Origin of the sequence: Cupriavidus nantongensis, assembly GCF_001598055.1 — a bacterium.
GTDB classification, from domain to species: Bacteria; Pseudomonadota; Gammaproteobacteria; order Burkholderiales; family Burkholderiaceae; genus Cupriavidus; species Cupriavidus nantongensis.
The window spans coordinates 4,244,770-4,262,807 of sequence record NZ_CP014844.1; the positions used below are offsets into that span (position 1 = coordinate 4,244,770).

At 68.8% G+C, this 18,038-nt stretch carries 17 protein-coding genes; 9 read left to right on the forward strand and 8 right to left on the reverse strand.

Annotated elements, in window-relative coordinates; all coding sequences use genetic code 11:
• Positions 1-207: 207 nt before the first annotated feature.
• Both A2G96_RS19640 and corA read left to right on the forward strand, forming a co-directional pair.
• A complete protein-coding gene (locus tag A2G96_RS19640; RefSeq protein ID WP_062801721.1) occupies positions 208-1,107 on the forward strand; it encodes a DMT family transporter in 900 nt (299 codons plus the stop codon).
• A gap of 566 nt (positions 1,108-1,673) precedes the next feature.
• Positions 1,674-2,636, forward strand: coding sequence for a magnesium/cobalt transporter CorA (gene corA / locus A2G96_RS19645; RefSeq protein ID WP_018006324.1), 963 nt, complete (start codon positions 1,674-1,676; stop codon positions 2,634-2,636).
• A gap of 11 nt (positions 2,637-2,647) precedes the next feature.
• Here the strand turns inward: corA and mtgA are convergent, their stop codons facing one another.
• From mtgA to mpl, 8 genes are all read right to left on the reverse strand, one after another.
• Positions 2,648-3,349 carry a monofunctional biosynthetic peptidoglycan transglycosylase gene (gene mtgA / locus A2G96_RS19650; RefSeq protein WP_062801722.1) on the reverse strand — a complete coding sequence of 234 codons (702 nt, stop codon included), beginning with the start codon at positions 3,347-3,349 and terminating at the stop codon, positions 2,648-2,650.
• An 85-nt stretch (positions 3,350-3,434) separates the two neighbouring features.
• Complete coding sequence (aroE, locus tag A2G96_RS19655; RefSeq protein WP_062801723.1) at positions 3,435-4,322, reverse strand: shikimate dehydrogenase; 888 nt, start codon at positions 4,320-4,322, stop codon at positions 3,435-3,437.
• Positions 4,322-5,254, reverse strand: coding sequence for an energy transducer TonB (locus A2G96_RS19660; RefSeq protein WP_082819012.1), 933 nt, complete (start codon positions 5,252-5,254; stop codon positions 4,322-4,324). Before A2G96_RS19660 ends, aroE begins: the two co-directional genes overlap by 1 nt.
• A gap of 144 nt (positions 5,255-5,398) precedes the next feature.
• Positions 5,399-7,501 carry a ribonuclease catalytic domain-containing protein gene (locus A2G96_RS19665; protein WP_062801725.1) on the reverse strand — a complete coding sequence of 701 codons (2,103 nt, stop codon included), beginning with the start codon at positions 7,499-7,501 and terminating at the stop codon, positions 5,399-5,401.
• Between the two features lie 261 nt (positions 7,502-7,762).
• Complete coding sequence (gene fabG / locus A2G96_RS19670) at positions 7,763-8,503, reverse strand: 3-oxoacyl-ACP reductase FabG (protein WP_062801726.1); 741 nt, start codon at positions 8,501-8,503, stop codon at positions 7,763-7,765.
• Complete coding sequence (locus A2G96_RS19675; RefSeq protein ID WP_062801727.1) at positions 8,500-9,165, reverse strand: chorismate--pyruvate lyase family protein; 666 nt, start codon at positions 9,163-9,165, stop codon at positions 8,500-8,502. The genes fabG and A2G96_RS19675 overlap by 4 nt, the downstream gene beginning before the upstream one ends.
• Positions 9,162-9,776 carry a YqiA/YcfP family alpha/beta fold hydrolase gene (locus A2G96_RS19680; protein ID WP_062801728.1) on the reverse strand — a complete coding sequence of 205 codons (615 nt, stop codon included), beginning with the start codon at positions 9,774-9,776 and terminating at the stop codon, positions 9,162-9,164. The genes A2G96_RS19675 and A2G96_RS19680 overlap by 4 nt, the downstream gene beginning before the upstream one ends.
• A gap of 11 nt (positions 9,777-9,787) precedes the next feature.
• Positions 9,788-11,176, reverse strand: coding sequence for a UDP-N-acetylmuramate:L-alanyl-gamma-D-glutamyl-meso-diaminopimelate ligase (gene mpl / locus A2G96_RS19685; protein WP_062801729.1), 1,389 nt, complete (start codon positions 11,174-11,176; stop codon positions 9,788-9,790).
• 192 nt (positions 11,177-11,368) lie between these two features.
• Here mpl and A2G96_RS19690 point away from each other — a divergent pair, with 192 nt between their 5' ends.
• From A2G96_RS19690 to A2G96_RS19720, 7 genes are all read left to right on the forward strand, one after another.
• Positions 11,369-12,058: a hypothetical protein gene (locus A2G96_RS19690; RefSeq protein ID WP_062801730.1), complete on the forward strand. Its 690-nt coding sequence runs from the start codon at positions 11,369-11,371 to the stop codon at positions 12,056-12,058.
• Positions 12,059-12,093: 35 nt separating this feature from the next.
• Positions 12,094-12,642, forward strand: a complete 549-nt coding sequence (locus tag A2G96_RS19695; RefSeq protein WP_062801731.1) for a TlpA family protein disulfide reductase — start codon at positions 12,094-12,096, stop codon at positions 12,640-12,642.
• A gap of 197 nt (positions 12,643-12,839) precedes the next feature.
• On the forward strand, positions 12,840-13,337 hold the full coding sequence (aroQ, locus tag A2G96_RS19700) for a type II 3-dehydroquinate dehydratase (protein WP_062801732.1): 498 nt from the start codon (positions 12,840-12,842) through the stop codon (positions 13,335-13,337).
• A gap of 167 nt (positions 13,338-13,504) precedes the next feature.
• A complete protein-coding gene (gene accB / locus A2G96_RS19705; protein WP_062801733.1) occupies positions 13,505-13,972 on the forward strand; it encodes an acetyl-CoA carboxylase biotin carboxyl carrier protein in 468 nt (155 codons plus the stop codon).
• A 246-nt stretch (positions 13,973-14,218) separates the two neighbouring features.
• Positions 14,219-15,571, forward strand: a complete 1,353-nt coding sequence (gene accC, locus A2G96_RS19710; RefSeq protein ID WP_062801734.1) for an acetyl-CoA carboxylase biotin carboxylase subunit — start codon at positions 14,219-14,221, stop codon at positions 15,569-15,571.
• Between the two features lie 39 nt (positions 15,572-15,610).
• Positions 15,611-16,504, forward strand: coding sequence for a 50S ribosomal protein L11 methyltransferase (gene prmA, locus A2G96_RS19715; RefSeq protein WP_062801735.1), 894 nt, complete (start codon positions 15,611-15,613; stop codon positions 16,502-16,504).
• Positions 16,505-16,513: 9 nt separating this feature from the next.
• Positions 16,514-17,941: a DUF3426 domain-containing protein gene (locus A2G96_RS19720; RefSeq protein ID WP_062802250.1), complete on the forward strand. Its 1,428-nt coding sequence runs from the start codon at positions 16,514-16,516 to the stop codon at positions 17,939-17,941.
• Positions 17,942-18,038 lie beyond the last annotated feature (97 nt).

Below are 18,038 nucleotides of genomic sequence, written 5' to 3' on the forward strand. Positions count from 1 at the left end.
ATGTCCTGGTGGCGCCGGCGTCTCATCGTGAGGCCGATCCTGGTCGATCCTGGCCGATGGACTCGGCCGGCGCGGTTGGCCGCAGCGGCGTGAAAACCTTTCATCCCTGCAGCATATGTCGCTTTCGGCAATTTTACCCGCTGCGTGCTATCGTTTTGCGCTTCGTCTCAAAACAATGCGCGGCATCCCGCACAGCCGCGTCCCGTCATGTCTCTCGATCGCCGTGGTCTCTTCCTGCTTGTGGTGCTGACGCTCGCCTGGGGCATCAACTGGCCCATCATGAAGGTGGGCGTGGCGCATTTCCCGGCGATGGGCTTCCGCCTGCTGTGCATGGCCGGCGGGCTGGTGGCGCTGGGGCTGGCGCTGCGGCTGCGCGGCGATTCGCTGGCGGTGCCCCGGCGCGAATGGGGCACGGTGTTGCGGCTGGCGCTGCCAAACATGGTGATCTGGCACCTGTTCGCGATCTGCGCGGTCAAGATGCTGTCGTCGGGCCGCGCCGCGATCCTGGGCTACACCATGCCGATCTGGGCGGTGGTCTGGGGCCTGGTGTTCTTCCGCGAGCGTATCGGCGGGTGGGCCTGGCTGGGCATCGGCTGCGCGCTCGCGGGCACGGTGCTGCTGCTGTCGGGCGAGCTTGCCGCGCTGACCGGCAGCCCGGCCGGCACGCTGCTGATGCTGCTGGCCGCGGCCGGCTGGGGCTTCGGCACCCAGCTGATGAAGCGCACCCAGACCGACGTGCCGATCGGCGCCATGACCTTCTGGATGCTGGCGGTGACGCTGCCCTTCCTGGCGCTGGGCTCGCTGCTGCTGGAAGACGGCTGGCGCATGCCCACCGCCATCGAATGGGCCGCGATCGCCTACAACGCGGTGGTGGTCTTCGCCTTCTGCCACCTGGTCTGGTTCGGGCTGGCGCGCAGCCTGCCGCCGGTGGTGTCGAGCCTGTCGATCATGTTTATCCCGGTGGTCGGCGTGTTCTCCGGGATGTGGATGCTGGGCGAGCAGCCGCACTGGCAGGACTACGCCGCGATCGTGCTGATGTTCCTGGCGCTGTCCTCGGTGATGCTGGCGCCGCTGCTGTGGCGCCGGCTGCGCGGCGTGGCCGGCTGACGCCAGCGGTGCGTGACGGGTCGCGGGGCGGCAACGGCGCGCGCCCGTCGCGGAGATTTCACTTAACAAGCCACCCTCCGTTGGGCTACACTCGCGGCCATCACAATCCCGGAGAAATTACGTGGGCAGTAGCATCGGGTGTTCGAGTTGGCGCAGCAACGCTGCGACCTCTGCGAATGCCATGTCACTGCGGGCTGCGTAACGACGACCCGCCCGGAGCACCCGGCTCCGCGCTTCGTCGGCCTTGCCCGCAGTCAGAACTGCGGGCGAGTGTCTTTCCGTGCCACCGGCGGCGCCTCCATGCGCGCCCACCGTGGCGGATCTTCCCTCTCCCGGCTAGCCAGCCAACCCAGGCAAACGCCATCGCCTTGTCCGCCTGCCCCGCGCAGCCGCGGGACAGCGCGATCACGCTTGCCCGTGGCCCGGCCATTTTCGGCTCCTTTTGCGGCATGCCGCGGGGCCATGACGGGGCATGACGCAATACCTGGGAATGCGGCGAGCCGCCTGCGCTTGTCTTCGCGCTTGTCTTTGTTTTTCGTCGCAATCAGCAATAAGGAATCCCGGGGATGATCAACCTGTTCGTCCTGCAGAAAGGCCGGCTTGCCCAGGAGCAGGTCGACGAGCGCAATGAGCTGCTGCAGCACAAGCCGATCTGGATCGATGTCGTCAATCCCGACGACGAGGAACTGAACTGGATCAAGGAAGCCTATGGCGTCGCCCTTCCTGAACTGGAAGACCTGGGCGATCTGGAAGCGTCCGCGCGTTATTTCGAGGGCGAGGACGAGAATATCCATATCCGCACCGACTTCCTGCTCGACGAGGAAGAGGTGTCGCGCAACGTGCGCGTCGCCTTCGTGCTGACCAAGGACGTGCTGTTCTCCATCCACGACGAAGACCTGCCGGTGTTCCGGCTGGTGCGGCTGCGCGCGCGCATGCGCCCGGGTTCGGTGCGCAACGCCAAGGACGTGCTGATGGACCTGTACGCGACCGACGCGGAATACTCGGCCGACTCGATCGAGGAAATCTACGAACGCCTGGAAGAAGCCAGCCGCCGCGTGCTGGCCGAGAACGTGACCGATGCCGCCGCGGCCGACGTGCTGGAAACCATCGCGCGCGAGGAAGACCTGAACGGCCGCATCCGCCGCAACGTCATGGACACGCGCCGCGCGGTGTCGTTCCTGATGCGCAGCCAGCTGCTGTCGGCCGAGCAGCAGGACGAGGCACGCCAGATCCTGCGCGACATCGACTCGATCGAGAACCACACCGCGTTCCTGTTCGACAAGATCAACTTCCTGATGGATGCCACGGTCGGTTTCATCAACATCAACCAGAACAAGATCATCAAGCTGTTCTCGGTGGTGTCGGTGGCGCTGATGCCGCCGACGCTGATCGCCAGCATCTACGGCATGAACTTCAAGTTCATGCCGGAACTGGACTGGGGTGCCGGCTATCCGTGGGCGATTGCGCTGATGGCGGTGTCGGCGGCGATCCCGCTGGTGTATTTCCGCAGGAAGGGTTGGCTGAGCTGAGGGCGGCGGCTTCAGTCGGGCAGCGTCGCCGCCCCCATCCGCCGCGCGATGATGCCCGCCTTGGCGCGGAAGTTCACGCGCACGTTGGCGCAGTATTCCTTCTTGTCGAAGCACTTGGGCGCCGGCAGCGCCGCCGCCAGGCGCGCTGACTGGCCCACGCTGAGCTTGTCGGCACTGGTGCGGAAGTAGTGCTGCGCCGCGGCCTGCGCGCCGAACACGCCCTCGCCCCACTCGACCGAATTCAGATAGATCTCGTAGATGCGCTGCTTGTCGAGCCAGAATTCCAGCATCCACGTGATCGCCAGCTCCTGTCCCTTGCGCAGGTAATGCTGCTCCGACGACAGGAACAGGTTCTTGGCCAGTTGCTGCGTGATGGTCGATGCGCCGCGCACGATGCGGCCGCGCTTCTTGTTGCGCTCCCAGGCATCGAGCATGGCATCGAGTTCGTAGCCGGGATGGTTGACGAAGCCCGCGTCCTCGCTGGCGATCACCGCGCGCTTGAGGTTGCGCGAGATGCGCTCATACGGCACCCAGTCGCGTTCCAGCCCGCAGCTCCAAAAGTTGAAGCCGCACAGCCGCCAGCGCTCGGCGCGCATGAAGGTCGTGCTCGACGGATTGACATACTGCCAGCTGGCAATCTGCACGAAGAAGTACAACTGCATCGCCAGCACGCCCGCGACCATGCAGCCCAGCAGGTAGCCGAGCCAGCGCACCGGATTCAGTACCGATCCGGCGGAAGCAGCGCCGCGGGCAGCGCTGGCCGTGCGATTACGGATGGCCACGGCTGGCGACGCCCGCTCAGCCCTTGCGTTCGGCCTGCAGCGCGGCGCGCAGCTCGGCCAGCACGGGCGCGGTGCGGGGCCGCACGCCGCGCCAGATATAGAAGGCCTCGGCGGCCTGCTCGACCAGCATGCCCAGCCCGTCGCTGACGCGCGCGCCGCAGCGCGCGGCGAACTGCAGGAACACGGTGGGCTCGGCGCCGTACATCATGTCGTAGGCCAGCACGCCTTCACCCAGCAGGAACTCCGGCACCGGCGGCACCTCGCCCTGCAGGCTGCTGGACGAGGCGTTGATCACCACGTCGACGGCCTCGTCCTCGGACAGGCCCTCGAGCGCATCGAGGCCGCCGCCCCACAGCTCGACGCCATACTGGTCGGCCGCCTCGACAAACTCCTCGAGCATGTCGCTGGCGCGCGACGCGGTGCGGTTGGCCACCACGATGCGCGACGGCCGGCATTCGATCAGCGGCAGCATTGCGCCCATGGCCGCGCCGCCGGCACCCAGCAGCAGCACGCGCTTGCCCTCGATCAGCGTATCGAGGTTGTCCTGGATATCGCGCACGAGGCCGATGCCGTCGGTATTGTCGCCATGGATCAAGCCCTCCTCGATCCACAGCGTATTGACCGCGCCGGCGGCCTCGGCGCGCTCGGTCAGGCGGTCGGCCAGGTCATAGGCCTCCAGCTTGAACGGCACGGTCACGTTGCAGCCGTAGCCACCGTCGGCAAAGAACTGGCGCACGGTGTCGGCAAACCCGTCCAGCGGCGCCTCCAGGCGGTCATATTGCACGGCCTCGCCGGTCTGGCGCGCGAAGGCGGCGTGGATCGCCGGCGAGCGGCTGTGCGCGACCGGGTTGCCGATCACCACATAGCGGTCGGCGCTGGCTTGGGAAGAGTCAGTGGATGTCATCAGCGTGCCTGCAGGCGGGTTTCCAGCCCGCTGCGCGAAAACTTGAAAGTGGATATGACTTCGAGGATGTCCTGGCGCGCCGACATCTCCGCGGTAAAGGCGCCGAACGGCGCGGCTGCGCGCACGATCGCCACCGCCTGGCGGTCCAGCGCGGGATCGCCCGAGCTCTTGACCACGTCGATGGCATCGACGTTGTAGCCATCGCGGTTGTAGCCGAGCTTGCCCTGCCGGTTGACGTTGATCACCAGGATCAGCTGGCCGTAGAGCGGCTTGCCGTTGCGTTGCGGGAAATCCGTGGTGCCGCGCGCCTCGATCTTGCGGCGCAGCCGGTCGTAATACTGCGCGTAGTCGACCGCCTGCGCGCTGGTGGCGGTCAGCTGGAAACGCTTGGGCCGCTTGGCGTAGTGCTCCAGGTTGCGGCCGATCTCGGCTTCCAGCCTGGCCATCTCGTCGGCCGAGGTGCGCTCGTCCTGGCCGCGCTGCGGCGTGTCCTGGCGCTTCTCGCCCGGCTTGAGCGGCTGGTTGCGCACCGCCGGCGCGGCCTCGCGCGCCTGGGTCAGCAGGCGCTGCTGCTCCTGTTCCAGCTGCTCGACGCGGCGCTGCACCTGGCGCACCAGGTCGCCCTCCTGCGTCAGCGTCTGCGCCGGCAGCGGCGTGGTGGCGCGTTGCAGGTCATGGTCGCCGCCGCCGTCGAGGTTGGCCTGCGCCAGCGCGGTCGGGTTGCGCGGCTTCTGCGCCGACTTGGCATTGACCAGCACCACGTCCAGCGCGGCATCGCTGCGCTTGATCTCGAACACTTCCGGCGCGGCCACCCGCACCATCAGCAGCAGCGCGTGCACAGCCACGGAAATGGCCAGCGCCCGGGCCAGCATACTGCTGTTTTGCCACCTGGCATGCCACCAGGGGCGGGAAGCGGCAAGAGTGGCGTTCACGATGGATGCATGAGGGCTCGGGAGACAACCGCGGCGGCACCGGCCGGTACCGGCCATTAGCGGCGCCAGAGCGGGCCTGCAGGCCCGCGGGTCCGGACAGACCCGACCCGCATTGTAAGGGAGCCCCGCCGATTTCCGAAGGCTTCAGCCGGCCGCCGGGGTGCCGGTGTCGCGCTCGCCCGACGCCTCGCCGCCAGCGTCGCCGCCGGCTGCGGCCGGCTCCTCGTCGGCCACGCCCGCGGCGTGCTCGGCGGCTTGTTCGGCCGCTTCCTCGGCAGCGGCTTCAGCCGAGATCTCCGCGGCTTCCTCGTCGCTTTCCAGCTCTTCCTCGGGGACTTCGCCTTCACCGGCGAAGATCTCGAGCACCCGGCACGAGACCTCCAGCGTGATCTCGTCGGTCTCGCCGATCTCGAGCAGCACCTGGGTGCCGCGCTGCGCCTGCACCAGCTCGGGCACGCGCGTGACCAGCGGGATCTCGGTAAAGCGCACCGCGCCTTCCTTGAGCACCGACGCCACCATGCGCTCGCGGTTTTCCTGCTTGAGCCAGCGCAGGCACCAGTAGCGCTCCATGGTCGACTGGTGGTCGGCATAGGCGGCGTAGGTGCCTTCGAAGTCGGCCACCGCGGCCAGCAGGTCGGCGTCCTTGGGCTTGAACGGCGCCACCAGCTTGGCGGTCACGCCATGCTGGGCCACCGCCAGGATCTGCCACTGGTTGACCAGGTCGACATAGCGGCGCAGCGGCGAGGTGCTCCACGCGTACTGCGCCACGCCCAGGCCTTCGTGCGGCGCGGGGTAGGTTTGCATGCGCGTGCGGTGCATGCCCCACGCCTTTTGCGTGCGGTAGATGCCGGGCACGCCATGGTCGGCCAGCAGCTTGCCCCAGGTGCTGTTGGCCAGGATCATCATCTCGGCCACGATCTTGTCCAGCGGCGAGCCGCGCTTGCGCTGCTCGATGCGCACGCGCTGGCTGCCGTCGGCCTGGTCGTCGAGATAGAAGTTGAAGTCGGCGCGGTTATGCGTTTCGGGGCGCAGGCCGCTGGCCAGGCGCGCCTTCTGGCGCTCGTCGTACAGATAGCCGGCAAAGTGCCACAGCCGGGTCAGCGCCTCGCGGAACGGGTAGTCGCCGGTGCCTTCGGCGAACGAGGCCTCGGTGATGACATCGTCGAGCAGGTTGTGGCGCAGGTTGGCGGCGATCGGCACCATCTCGGCGCGGGTCTCGCTGCCGGTGATCAGCCACACCGACGGGTCCACCGTCACGTACAGCGACAGCGCCGGGCACACCCGGCCTTCCTGCAGCGTGTAGCGCTCGACCACCGGGTCAGGCAGCATGGTGATCTTGTCGCCCGGGAAATAGACCGTCGACAGGCGCTGGCGCGCGATTACGTCGAGCGGCTCGCCGCGGCGGATGCCCAGCGCCGGCGCGGCGATATGGATGCCGATGCGCAGCTTGCCGTCGGGCAGTTGCGTCACCGACAGCGCGTCGTCGATCTCGGTGGTGGTGACGTCGTCGATCGAGAACGCCTCGACCTCGGCCAGCGGCAGGTCGGCCGGCGGCTCGGGCACGTCGGTATCGGGAAAGCCGGTGCCCTTGGGAAAGCACTCGGCGAGGAACTTGGCCTCGTGCAGCGCGCGCGCGCTGGCGACGCCGCCGGCGGCCACCATCAGCCGCATCGGCGACATGCCGAGCGCGGTGCAGGCGGCGTCCATGGCCTTGTATTCCAGGCTGTTCTTGTCGGGCTTGAACAGCAGCTGCAGCACCTTGTTGCGGAACGATTCCGGCAGCGTCAGCGCCTTCAGCTGGTCTTCATATTCGGCCTGCACCAGCGCCTGCTGGCGCTTGCGCTCGAGCGCGGCCAGCGCGGCCTTGAGCTGGTCTTCGGGCGCGCGCTGGTAGCGGCCGCGCCCCTTGCGGCGGAAGTACACCGGATTGCCGTGCAGCGCCATCGCCAGCGCCGCCTGCTGCACCGCGCCGGGCTCGGCGCCGTAGTATTCGGCGGCCAGCTCGGCAAAGCCGAACTCGGCCTCGGGCGCGCATTCCCACAGGAAGTCCAGGTCGATCTCGGCCACCAGCTCGCCGGTCTGGCGCACCAGCTCGGGCGCCGACGGCTGCGCGAACTGCAGCAGCACGTCGCGCGACTTGACCTTGGTGCGCTTGCCGGCCGGCAGCTCCACCTGGTAAGCCTCGCCCTGCTGGTTCAGCACGGTGCCGGCGCGGATCTCGCCGCCTTCTTCGAACAGCAACTGCATCGATCGGTACTTTCAACTATGCGCGGAACCGCGCCGGGCGGCCTTGTGGCCAGCGCTGGAGCGGATCCTGTGGGAGAAATGGTGCCACTGCGGGTGCCACCGCCGGTGCCACCGCGCGCACCCGGACATCAACGCGTGCGAACGGGAACGGGTGCGGGGCGAGGGCCTGTCTGCGGCCCGTCGTCGGCCTGCCGGTGACCGGCAAGGCCCCGGCCTGAGACCTGGCATGATACCGCACCCCGGTCCGGCCGCCCGCCGGGCTCAGAGCGACATGCCGCCGCTGGCCTCGATCGCCACGCCGTTGACGTAGCTGGCGTCGTCGCTGGCCAGGAAGGCGTAGATGCTGGCGATCTCGGCCGGCTCGGCCAGCCGGCGCAGCCAGCACGACGACTTCATGCCGTCCAGCACCTTGTCCGGCACGGTCTGCAGGATCTCGGTATTGACGAAGCCCGGGCACACCGCGTTCACGCGCACGCCCTTGGGGCCCAGTTCGCGCGCCCAGGTCTTGGTGAAGCCGATCACGCCGAACTTGCTGGCGGCGTAGTTGGTCTGGCCGAAATTGCCGTACAGGCCGACCACGCTGGAAGCGTTCAGGATCACGCCCTTGCCCTGCTCGGTCATCAGCCCGGCCACGGCCTGCGCGCAGTTGAACACGCCCTTCAGGTTGACGTCGATGACGGCATCGAACTGGGCCTCGGTCATCTTGGCCAGGCGCGCGTCCTTGGTGATGCCGGCGTTGTTGACGAGGATATCGATACGCTGGTGCGCGGCCAGCACGGCGGCGACCATGGCGTCGACCTCGTCGCGGCGCGTCACGTCGACGCGGTAGGCCGATACGGTGGCGCCGGTGGCCGCCAGCCTGGCGGCGGCCTCGTGCACGCGCGCTTCCTGCACGTCGCACAGCACGACGATGGCGCCGTCTTCGGCAAAGCGCTGCGCGGTGGCAAAGCCGATGCCGGCGGCGGCACCGGTGATGATGGCAACCCGACCCTGCAGTTTCATCTCGTGGTCTCTTTCGTGGTTTCGGTAGTGTGTGTCGAAACAGGGCTTCGGTCTGTGGTCCGCATATATTTGGGATGCGGAACCGCCTCGGTCCCCGGGGATGGCCGCGACAGCAGGTCCGGCAGGAACACTTCTGTCACGAGCATGACGCCGCCGCCGCGCCGGAACACCGAGCGCCGCGCGGTCAGCATGGGCACGGCCGCCATGTCCGGCAGCACGCGGTGCAGGGCCTGGCGCAGCGGGTGGTGCGGCAGCAGCCGCGCAAACTGGAACGGCTCGCGCCGCACCGCCGGATCGACGAACAGGCGCCCGCCCAGCGGGCGCTCGCCCAGCCCGCGCAGGAACGGCCAGTCGCGGCGCGCATGGCGCAGCCGCACCACGGTGTGGGCGAATATGGCGGGAATGTCGTCGCAGATCAGCAGCACCTCGCGCGTCAGCGCGGGAGTGCGATCGGCCTGGCCCAGCGCCTGCCATTCGTCGGCGAGCGGGCGCTGCGGCGCCTGCAGCAGCCGCGCCACGCGAAAGCGCGCGGACGCGGCCACCAGCCGCGCCGTCAGCGAGCCGTCATCGCCGGTAACCCAGCGCCGCAGGTTGGGCGTGATGGCCGCATCGAAGGCCAGATGCGGGCTCCAGCCGCCGCGGCGCACCGACTGCGCGCTCATGCCGCGCCGGCGCCGGCGGGCACCTTGCCGCCCGGGCCATAGCCGCAGAAGGCGAGCACATCGTCGACGTAGTCGGCAAATTCGCTGATGCCGTGGTCGCTGCCCTCGATCACGCGGATGTTCGCGCCGGGGCATGCCTGCACCATTTCGCGGTAGTCCAGCACCTCGTCGCCGGTGGCGGCAATCAGGTAGTAGCGCTCGGGCCGGGTGATGGTGTCCACGCGCAGGTCCAGCAGTTCCTGCAAGTGGCGGCGTTCGACCGTGACCGAACCGCCGCCGTGCCACAGCGGCTGTTCGCCCAGGTAGCTTTCGAGGTCGGTCCAGGGATGGATGGCGGGATTGAGCAAGACGGTCTTGCAGCCGTGCTGCTCGCCCAGCCAGCGCGCATAGAAGCCGCCCAGCGACGAGCCGACGATGGCGATGTCCTGGTCGCCGCCCGCCCGCGCGGCGCGAATCGCCGCCTCGGCCTGCGCGATCGCCAGCGCCGGCGAGACATTTAGCGTGGGGCAGGCGTAGTAACGGCCCACGCCCCACTCGCGCATGCGCGCCTGCACCAGCTGGGCCTTGAACGACTGGGGCGAAGAGCGGAATCCGTGCAGATACAGCAGCATGGCGCGTACGGTCAGCCGGCCGTGCCCTGGGCCAGCGCGTCCAGCAGCTTCTGGTGCACGCCGCCGAAGCCGCCGTTGCTCATCACCAGCACATGGTCGCCGGGCCGCGCCGCGGCGCGCACCGCCTGCACCAGCGCGCCCAGGTCCTGGAACGCGGTGGCCGTGGCGCCCAGCGGCGCCAGTGCTTCGGACAGGTCCCAGCCCAGCGCGTCCTTGCCGGCGGGAGCGCCGTAGCCGAACACCAGGTCGGCCTGCTCCAGGCTGGCCGGCAGCTGCGCCTTCATCACGCCCAGCTTCATGGTGTTGGAACGCGGCTCCAGCACCGCCAGGATGCGGGCCTTGCCGACGCGGCGGCGCAGCCCGTCCAGCGTGGTCTGGATCGCGGTGGGATGGTGGGCGAAATCGTCGTAGACCGTGACGCCGCCGGCCACGCCGCGCACTTCCATGCGGCGCTTGACGTTGGCGAAGCGCGACAGCGACGCGATGGCCTGCGCGGCCGGCACCCCGACATGGCGCGCGGCGGCGATCGCGGCGAGCGCGTTCATGCGGTTGTGGGTGCCCTGCAGGTCCCACACCACCGTGCCTTCGACGGCGTCGCCGAACCACACATCGAACGCGTCCTTGCCCGGCGCCGCCTCACTGCCGGCAGCGTCGCTCTCGCGCCAGTCGCCAACGCCGAACTGCTCCACTTCGCTCCAGCAGCCGCGCTCCAGCACGCGCGCCAGGCTCTCTTCGACGCCATTGACGACGATCCGGCCCTGGCCAGGCACGGTGCGCACCAGGTGATGGAACTGGGTCTCGATCGCGGCCAGATCCGGGAAGATGTCGGCGTGATCGTATTCCAGGTTGTTCAGGATGGCGGTGCGCGGGCGATAGTGAACGAACTTGCTGCGCTTGTCGAAAAACGCCGTGTCGTACTCGTCGGCCTCGATCACGAAGAAGTCCGATTCGGTCACCCGCGCCGAGATGCCGAAGTTCTGCGGCACCCCGCCGACCAGGAAGCCCGGGTTGTAGCCGGCGTCCTCGAGGATCCAGGCCAGCATCGAGGTGGTGGTGGTCTTGCCGTGCGTGCCGGCCACCGCCAGCACCCACTTGCGCGCCAGCACGTGCTCGCCCAGCCATTGCGGGCCCGACACATAAGGGAGGTTGCGGTCAAGGATGGCCTCCATCAGCGGATTGCCGCGCGAGACCACGTTGCCGATCACGAACAGGTCCGGCTCCAGCGACAGCTGGGCGGGGTCGAAGCCCTCGATCAGTTCGATTCCCTGGGCTTCGAGCTGGGTGCTCATCGGCGGGTAGACGTTGGCATCGCAGCCCGTGACGCGGTGGCCGGCCTGCTTGGCCAGCACCGCCAGGCCGCCCATGAAGGTGCCGCAGATGCCAAGGATATGAATATGCATGGGTTCCCGGAAAGACTTGAAGCCCGCAGGCGTGGGGATTCGGGCCCGGCGGCGCGGCGGCTGGGTTGGAGCCGTGTCGTGCGGTGCGGCGGCCGGGCAGGAAGCCTCCGATTGTACCCGAGCGCCAGCGCCCTTCGCTGCACTGCGGCAGCGCGCGCACCGCGTGCGCGGACGCCTCCGGTATCATGGGGCATGAACCGACGTACCGCCCCAGACCCCACCCGCCTGCGCGAGGAAATCGCCCAGGCCGCCGCCCGCATGATCGCCGAGGACGGTGCCGACTACGCCACCGCCAAGCGCAAGGCCGCGCGCCAGGTGCTGGGCGAACAACGCGTGCCGGGCGAATGGCTGCCCGACAACGAGCAGGTCGAAGCTGAAGTTCGCGCCTACCAGGCGCTGTTCCACGCCGACAGCCAGCCGCGCGTGCTGGCGCTGCTGCGCCGGCTCGCGGTGATGGCAATGCACGACCTGGCGCCGTTCCGGCCGTATCTGGTCGGCGCGGTGCTCAACGGCACCGCCACCGAACACTCCGATATCTATCTGCAGTGCTTCTGTGACAGCGCCAAGGATGCCGCGCTGCACCTGATCAATGCCGGGGTCGACTTCGAAACCAGCGAAAGCCGCCACTTCGGCGGCCGCGGCGAGGTCGAGACCCTCAGCTTCCTGTGGAAGGGCCAGTGGCCCGACCGCCGCGAGGCGCGCCTGCTGGCCGGCGAGGTCCGCGCGGAACTGGGTGCGCCAGTCGGCATCCATATAGCCCTGTATGATGCGGTCGATGAACGCGGCGCCATGCGGACAGACGCCTCCGGGCGCGCGGTACGCGCCGATGTGCAGGCCGTGCAAGCCCTGGTCGATGCCGCTGACGCCGCCGGCAACGCCTGAAGCCCCTACTTATCTTTACGGGTCCCAGCCATTCCATGACTGATACCATCGCCCCGCCCGCCCGCCGCTCCCGCCTCTGGCTGTGGATCGCTGTCGCCGTGATCGCCTGTGCCGCCGGTGCGCTGGCCGGGCATTTCGTCTTTTCGCCCAAGCCAGCCAATGACCAGGCCGTCGAAACCTTGTTCCAGTCGCGGCTGCCCGACCCGGCTGGCACGGAACTCGATCTGGGCAAGCTGCGTGGCAAGACCGTGGTGGTCAACTTCTGGGCGCCGTGGTGCGGACCGTGCGTCGAGGAAATGCCGGAACTGACTGCCTTGCATGAGGAGTTCAAGCATCGCGAGGTGGAATTTGTCGGGATCGGTATCGATTCGGCGGCGAACATCCAGCAGTTCACCCAGAAGGTGCCAGTTGCGTACCCGCTGGCGGTGGCGGGATTTGCCGGCACCGAGTTGTCCCGCAATTTCGGCAACAGCGCCGGCGGCCTGCCCTATACCGTCGTCATCAATCCGGACGGATCGGTGAAGTATCGCAAGATGGGCCGGGTCACCGCGGACGAACTGCGTGCCGTGCTGCCGCGCACCTGAGCCACTTCTTGCACCAACATCGCGGAATTTCGGCTTTCTTCAACGATTTGTTTCGGCTGAAGACCGCTCAGGTGCGAAAGTGCTCAAAAGGCCGCCGAGAGCGCGCCAAGGGCCGTCGAGGCCTGTATTGCGCGCTAGACAAATCCCTCTAAGCTACGGTAATCTCCGCGCAATTTCGTTGATCTGGTCGAGCCGCCGTGACTGCATCCCGCTCTATCCGTCGCTCACCCCGCTACCGCAAGGTGCTGGTCCTGCACGGGCCAAACCTTAACCTGCTGGGGACGCGCGAGCCGGAGACCTACGGGCACACCACGCTGGCCGATATCGACGCGGCCCTGGCCGAACGCGCGGCGAAAGCCGGCGCGGCGCTGGAGACGTTCCAGTCCAACCACGAGGGAGCGCTGGTCGACCGCATCCATGCCGCCCGCGCGGAAGGGGTCGAGTTCATCATCATCAACCCGGCTGCCTATACGCATACCAGCGTGGCGTTGCGCGATGCGCTGGCTGGCGTGGCGATCCCGTTCATCGAGGTGCACCTGTCGAACGTGCACCGGCGTGAAAGCTTCCGGCACCACTCCTACTTCTCGGACGTGGCGGTCGGGGTGGTCTGCGGGCTTGGCTGGCAGGGTTACCTGCTGGCGCTGGACTATGTACTGGGCCAGGAGCAGCCCCCGCCCGACGGTTCGGGGAGCTGAACCCCCACAAGGATTTTTTCGACAACCTGCGCGCGCTGCCCGGCGGCCTGCGCCCGTTGGCGTGCCTCGGCACGGCGGGCGCGGATTTCCGGTGGCCGGCACAACGATTGTTCCGCCACGGCCCGTCCCGGGCAGCGGCGGAAAACCCGATTCAGGAGGATAAAAAGATGGACCTGCGCAAGCTGAAGACGCTTATCGACCTGGTGGCCGAATCCGGCATCTCCGAGCTGGAAGTCACCGAAGGCGACGGCAAGGTACGCATCGTCAAGCAACCGCCGCAAGTCGTCGCCGCGCCGATGACCATGCCGCAGATGCAGGCCCTGCCCGCCGCCGCGCCTGCCGCGGCCGCCCCAGCCGGCGCCGCCGCGCCGGCTGCCGAACCGGTTGCGCAGCTGCCCGCCGGCCATGTGGTGACCTCGCCGATGGTGGGCACGTTCTACCGCGCGCCGTCGCCCGGCGCCGCGCCCTTCGTCAACGTCGGCGATTCGGTCAAGGAAGGCCAGACCGTCTGCATCATCGAAGCCATGAAGCTGCTCAACGAGATCGAGTGCGACAAGGCCGGCGTCATCAAGGAAATCCTGGTCGAGAACGGCCAGGCCGTGGAATACGGCCAGCCGCTGTTCGTCATCGGCTGATCCTGACCGGCATGCCGGCCCCGGGGCTGCCGCCGGCCGCGCAAGCGGCCTCCTGCGGCCCGTCCCGCGCGGCATGCCGCGGCGCTTTGGGCGCCAGGGACGTTGTGGGCTTCGCGGCCCGTTCCGTGCAGTTCCATGCAGTTCCCGCAGTATCGCGGCCCGGGTGGCCACAGGCCACCGCGGAGCGCGCCCGGCGCATCATGGCGCCGCGCAGCGGGACCGCTACTGTTCTCGCAGAGAGAGACCATGTTTGAAAAAATTCTGATCGCGAACCGCGGCGAAATCGCTCTTCGCATCCAGCGCGCCTGCCGCGAACTGGGCATCAAGACGGTCGTGGTGTACTCCGAGGCCGACAAGGAGGCCAAGTACGTGCGCCTGGCAGACGAAGCCGTCTGCATCGGCCCGGCCCCGTCGCCGCTGTCGTACCTGAACATGCCCGCCATCATCTCGGCCGCCGAGGTGACCGACGCGCAGGCCATCCACCCCGGCTACGGCTTCCTGTCCGAGAACGCGGACTTTGCCGAGCGCGTGGAAAAGTCCGGCTTCGTCTTTATCGGCCCGACCGCCGACAGCATCCGCCTGATGGGCGACAAGGTCTCGGCCAAGCAGGCCATGATCAAGGCCGGCGTGCCGTGCGTGCCCGGCTCGGACGGCGCCCTGCCCGACGATCCCAAGGAAATCCTGGCGACCGCGCGCCGCGTCGGCTACCCGGTGATCATCAAGGCCGCCGGCGGCGGCGGTGGCCGCGGCATGCGCGTGGTGCATACCGAAGCCGCGCTGATCAACGCCGTCAACATGACGCGCGAAGAAGCCGGCCGCGCCTTCGGCAATCCCGAGGTCTACATGGAGAAGTTCCTCGAGAACCCGCGCCATGTGGAAATCCAGATCCTGGCCGACCAGCACAAGCAGGCCATCTGGCTGGGCGAGCGCGACTGCTCGATGCAGCGCCGCCACCAGAAGGTGATCGAGGAAGCTCCCGCGCCGCATATCCCGCGTCGCCTGATCGAGCGCATCGGCGACCGCTGCGCCGACGCGTGCAAGAAGATGGGCTACCGCGGCGCCGGCACCTTCGAGTTCCTGTACGAGAACAACGAGTTCTACTTCATCGAGATGAACACGCGCGTGCAGGTCGAGCACCCGGTCACCGAGATGATCACCGGCATCGATATCGTGCAGGAGCAGATCCGCATCGCCTTCGGCGAAAAGCTGCGCTTCCGCCAGAAGGACGTGCAGTTCCGCGGCCACGCGGTCGAATGCCGCATCAACGCAGAGGACCCGTTCAAGTTCATCCCGTCGCCGGGGCGCATCACCGCCTGGCACATGCCCGGCGGCCCGGGTGTGCGGGTCGACTCGCACGCGTATGATGGTTACTTCGTCCCGCCCAACTACGATTCGATGATCGGCAAGATCATCTCCTACGGCGCCACGCGCGAGCAGGCCATCGCCCGCATGCGCATCGCGCTGTCGGAAATGGTGGTGGACGGCATCCAGACCAACGTGCCGCTGCACCGCGAGCTGATGATGGACGCCAACTTCGTCGAGGGCGGCACCAGCATCCATTATCTCGAGCATCGCCTGGCAGAACGCGCGAAGGCCTGAGCACCGGTCCGAGCAACCCGCAGCAACAGAAGGAAGCCCGTGGCATTTCAGGAATGTGTGATCGAAGTGGCGCAGGACCAGGCCGAAGCCTGGTCTGACGCCCTGTTCGACCTCGGCGCGCTGTCGGTCTCGGTGGAAGACGCCGACGCCGACACGCCCGACGAGCAGCCGCTCTTTGGCGAGCCCGGGCTGGAACCGAAGCAACTCGCGTGGAACCGCTCGCGCGTGGTCGCGCTGTTCGGCGACGATGCCGATCCGGCCGTGGTGGTGGCGGCCGCCGCCAACCAGCTCGGCATCGACCCGGTGCCGGCGTACCAGCTGCGCGCGGTCGAGGACCAGGACTGGGTGCGGCTGACGCAATCGCAGTTCGAGCCGATCCGCGTGGGCGAGCGCATCTGGGTGGTGCCGTCGTGGCACGACGCGCCCGAGCCCGACGCCGTGGTGCTGGAGCTCGACCCGGGCCTGGCCTTCGGCACCGGCAGCCATCCCACCACGCGGCTGTGCATGCAGTGGCTGGAGCAGAACCTGACACCAGGCGAAACCGTGCTCGACTACGGCTGCGGCTCCGGCATCCTGGCGATCGTCGCGCGCAAGCTGGGCGCGGGCGACACGGTCGGCATCGACATCGACCCCAACGCGGTGGAAGCGTCGCGCTACAACGCCGAGCGCAACCGCGTCGAGGCGTCGTTCGCGCTGCCGGAATCGGTGTCCGACGCCAGCTACGACCTGGTGGTCGCCAATATCCTGTCCAACCCGCTCAAGCTGATGGCCGCGATGCTGAGCGCGCGCGTGCGCGCCGGCGGGCGGCTGGTGCTGTCCGGCGTGCTCGAGCGCCAGGCCGACGAAGTCGCCGCGGCCTATGCGCCGTGGTTGCCGCTGACGGTGTGGCGCAGCGAGGAAGGCTGGGTCTGCCTGCACGGCACCCGTCCCTGATTGCGCCCGATGGCCGCCGTCAAGCTAGTCACGCGCTGCCCGGCCTGCCGCACCGCCTTCCGGCTGGTCGCCGACCAGCTGCGGCTGCGCCAGGGGCTGGTGCGCTGCGGCCAGTGCGAGACGGTGTTCGACGCGCGCGAGCACCTGATCGAGATCCCGCTGCCGGCGGGCAACACCGCGGGCAGCGCTCCGGCACAGAAGCCGGCAGCGCCTGCCCCCGCTGCCGCCGACACCACCGCGCCGCCGGCATCGTCACAAGCACCGGCACCCGCGCCGACGCCCGCCCCGACTCCCGCCTTCACCCCGACCATCGATCCCGGCTACGACGTGCCGGCGCTCGATGCGCCGACCATGCTGATGTCGTCGCCCGAGGACATGGCCGCGCCGCCGCAGGCTGGCATGGACGATGCCGAGATCGAGCGCGCGCTGCGCGAAGCCAACGCGGCGGTCGCCGACCGCGATGCGCGCGACGCGCAGCGCCAGGCCGCAGGCCCGGTCGTCGAAGCAGCCCCATCCCCGGCACCGGCACCGGCGGCACAGCCGCCCGCGCCGGCAACCGCCTGGCCGGCACTCGATCACGGCGCACTCGATAGCCCGGCCGGTAAACCCGCGGCGCCGGCTCCCGGCGCCATCCCCAGCGCGAGCGAATTCCTGCGCGCGGCATCGGCCGATCAGGCATCCGAGTCGGCGCCGTGGCCGGAGCAAACGCGGCGCCCCGCTGACCCGGCTGCGGCCGCCACGCCGCCGAACGCATCGCCCGCGGTCGGCGAGCAGGACGAAGCGCGCGCCGCCGGCCCTGACACCCTTGGCAGCGTCACCGGTGGCGCGGTCGCGCGCGAGCAGGCGACGCGCCGCTGGGTCCGCACCGAAGCACCGGCCGGCCCGGTGTTCGCCCCCGACTTCCTGCGGCACGCGCGCGAGCGCGAACGCGAACGCCAGCCGCGCCGGCCCATTGCGGTGCCCAGCGCCGCGTGGCGCGCGGCAGCCGTGGTACTCGCCATCGCCGCGCTGTTGCAGCTTGCCTACCTGGGACGCAGCCAGCTCGCCGGGCACTTTCCGATGCTGCGCCCGGCACTCGAGGCGGCATGCGCGCCGCTGGGCTGCACCGTGCCGCCGTGGCGCGACATCGATGCGCTGCGCATCGAGAGCTCGCAGCTGCAGCGCCAGGATGAAGGCGGCGACACCTACCTGCTGGCCGTCACGCTGCGCAACCTGGGCCGCGCCAGCACTGCGCTGCCGGCGATCGAGCTGGTGATGACCGACCTGCAGGACCAGCTGCTGCTGCGCCGGGTGCTGCAGCCCGCCGAATACCTGGAGCCGTCGCAGCAGGCCTTTGCCGCGCAAGGGCTGCGCGCGGGCATGGAGCTGCCGGTTCGGGTACGATTCCGGACGCAGCAGGCGCCAGCCAACTATCGCGTGCTGATTTTTTATCCCTGAATTCCTGGCCCGCTGCCTGACCGAATCCGAGTCCGGCGGCGGGCCTTGCCCCCGCTCCGGACTGCAACCGGAAATCCATCAGATAGCAAGGAGTAGA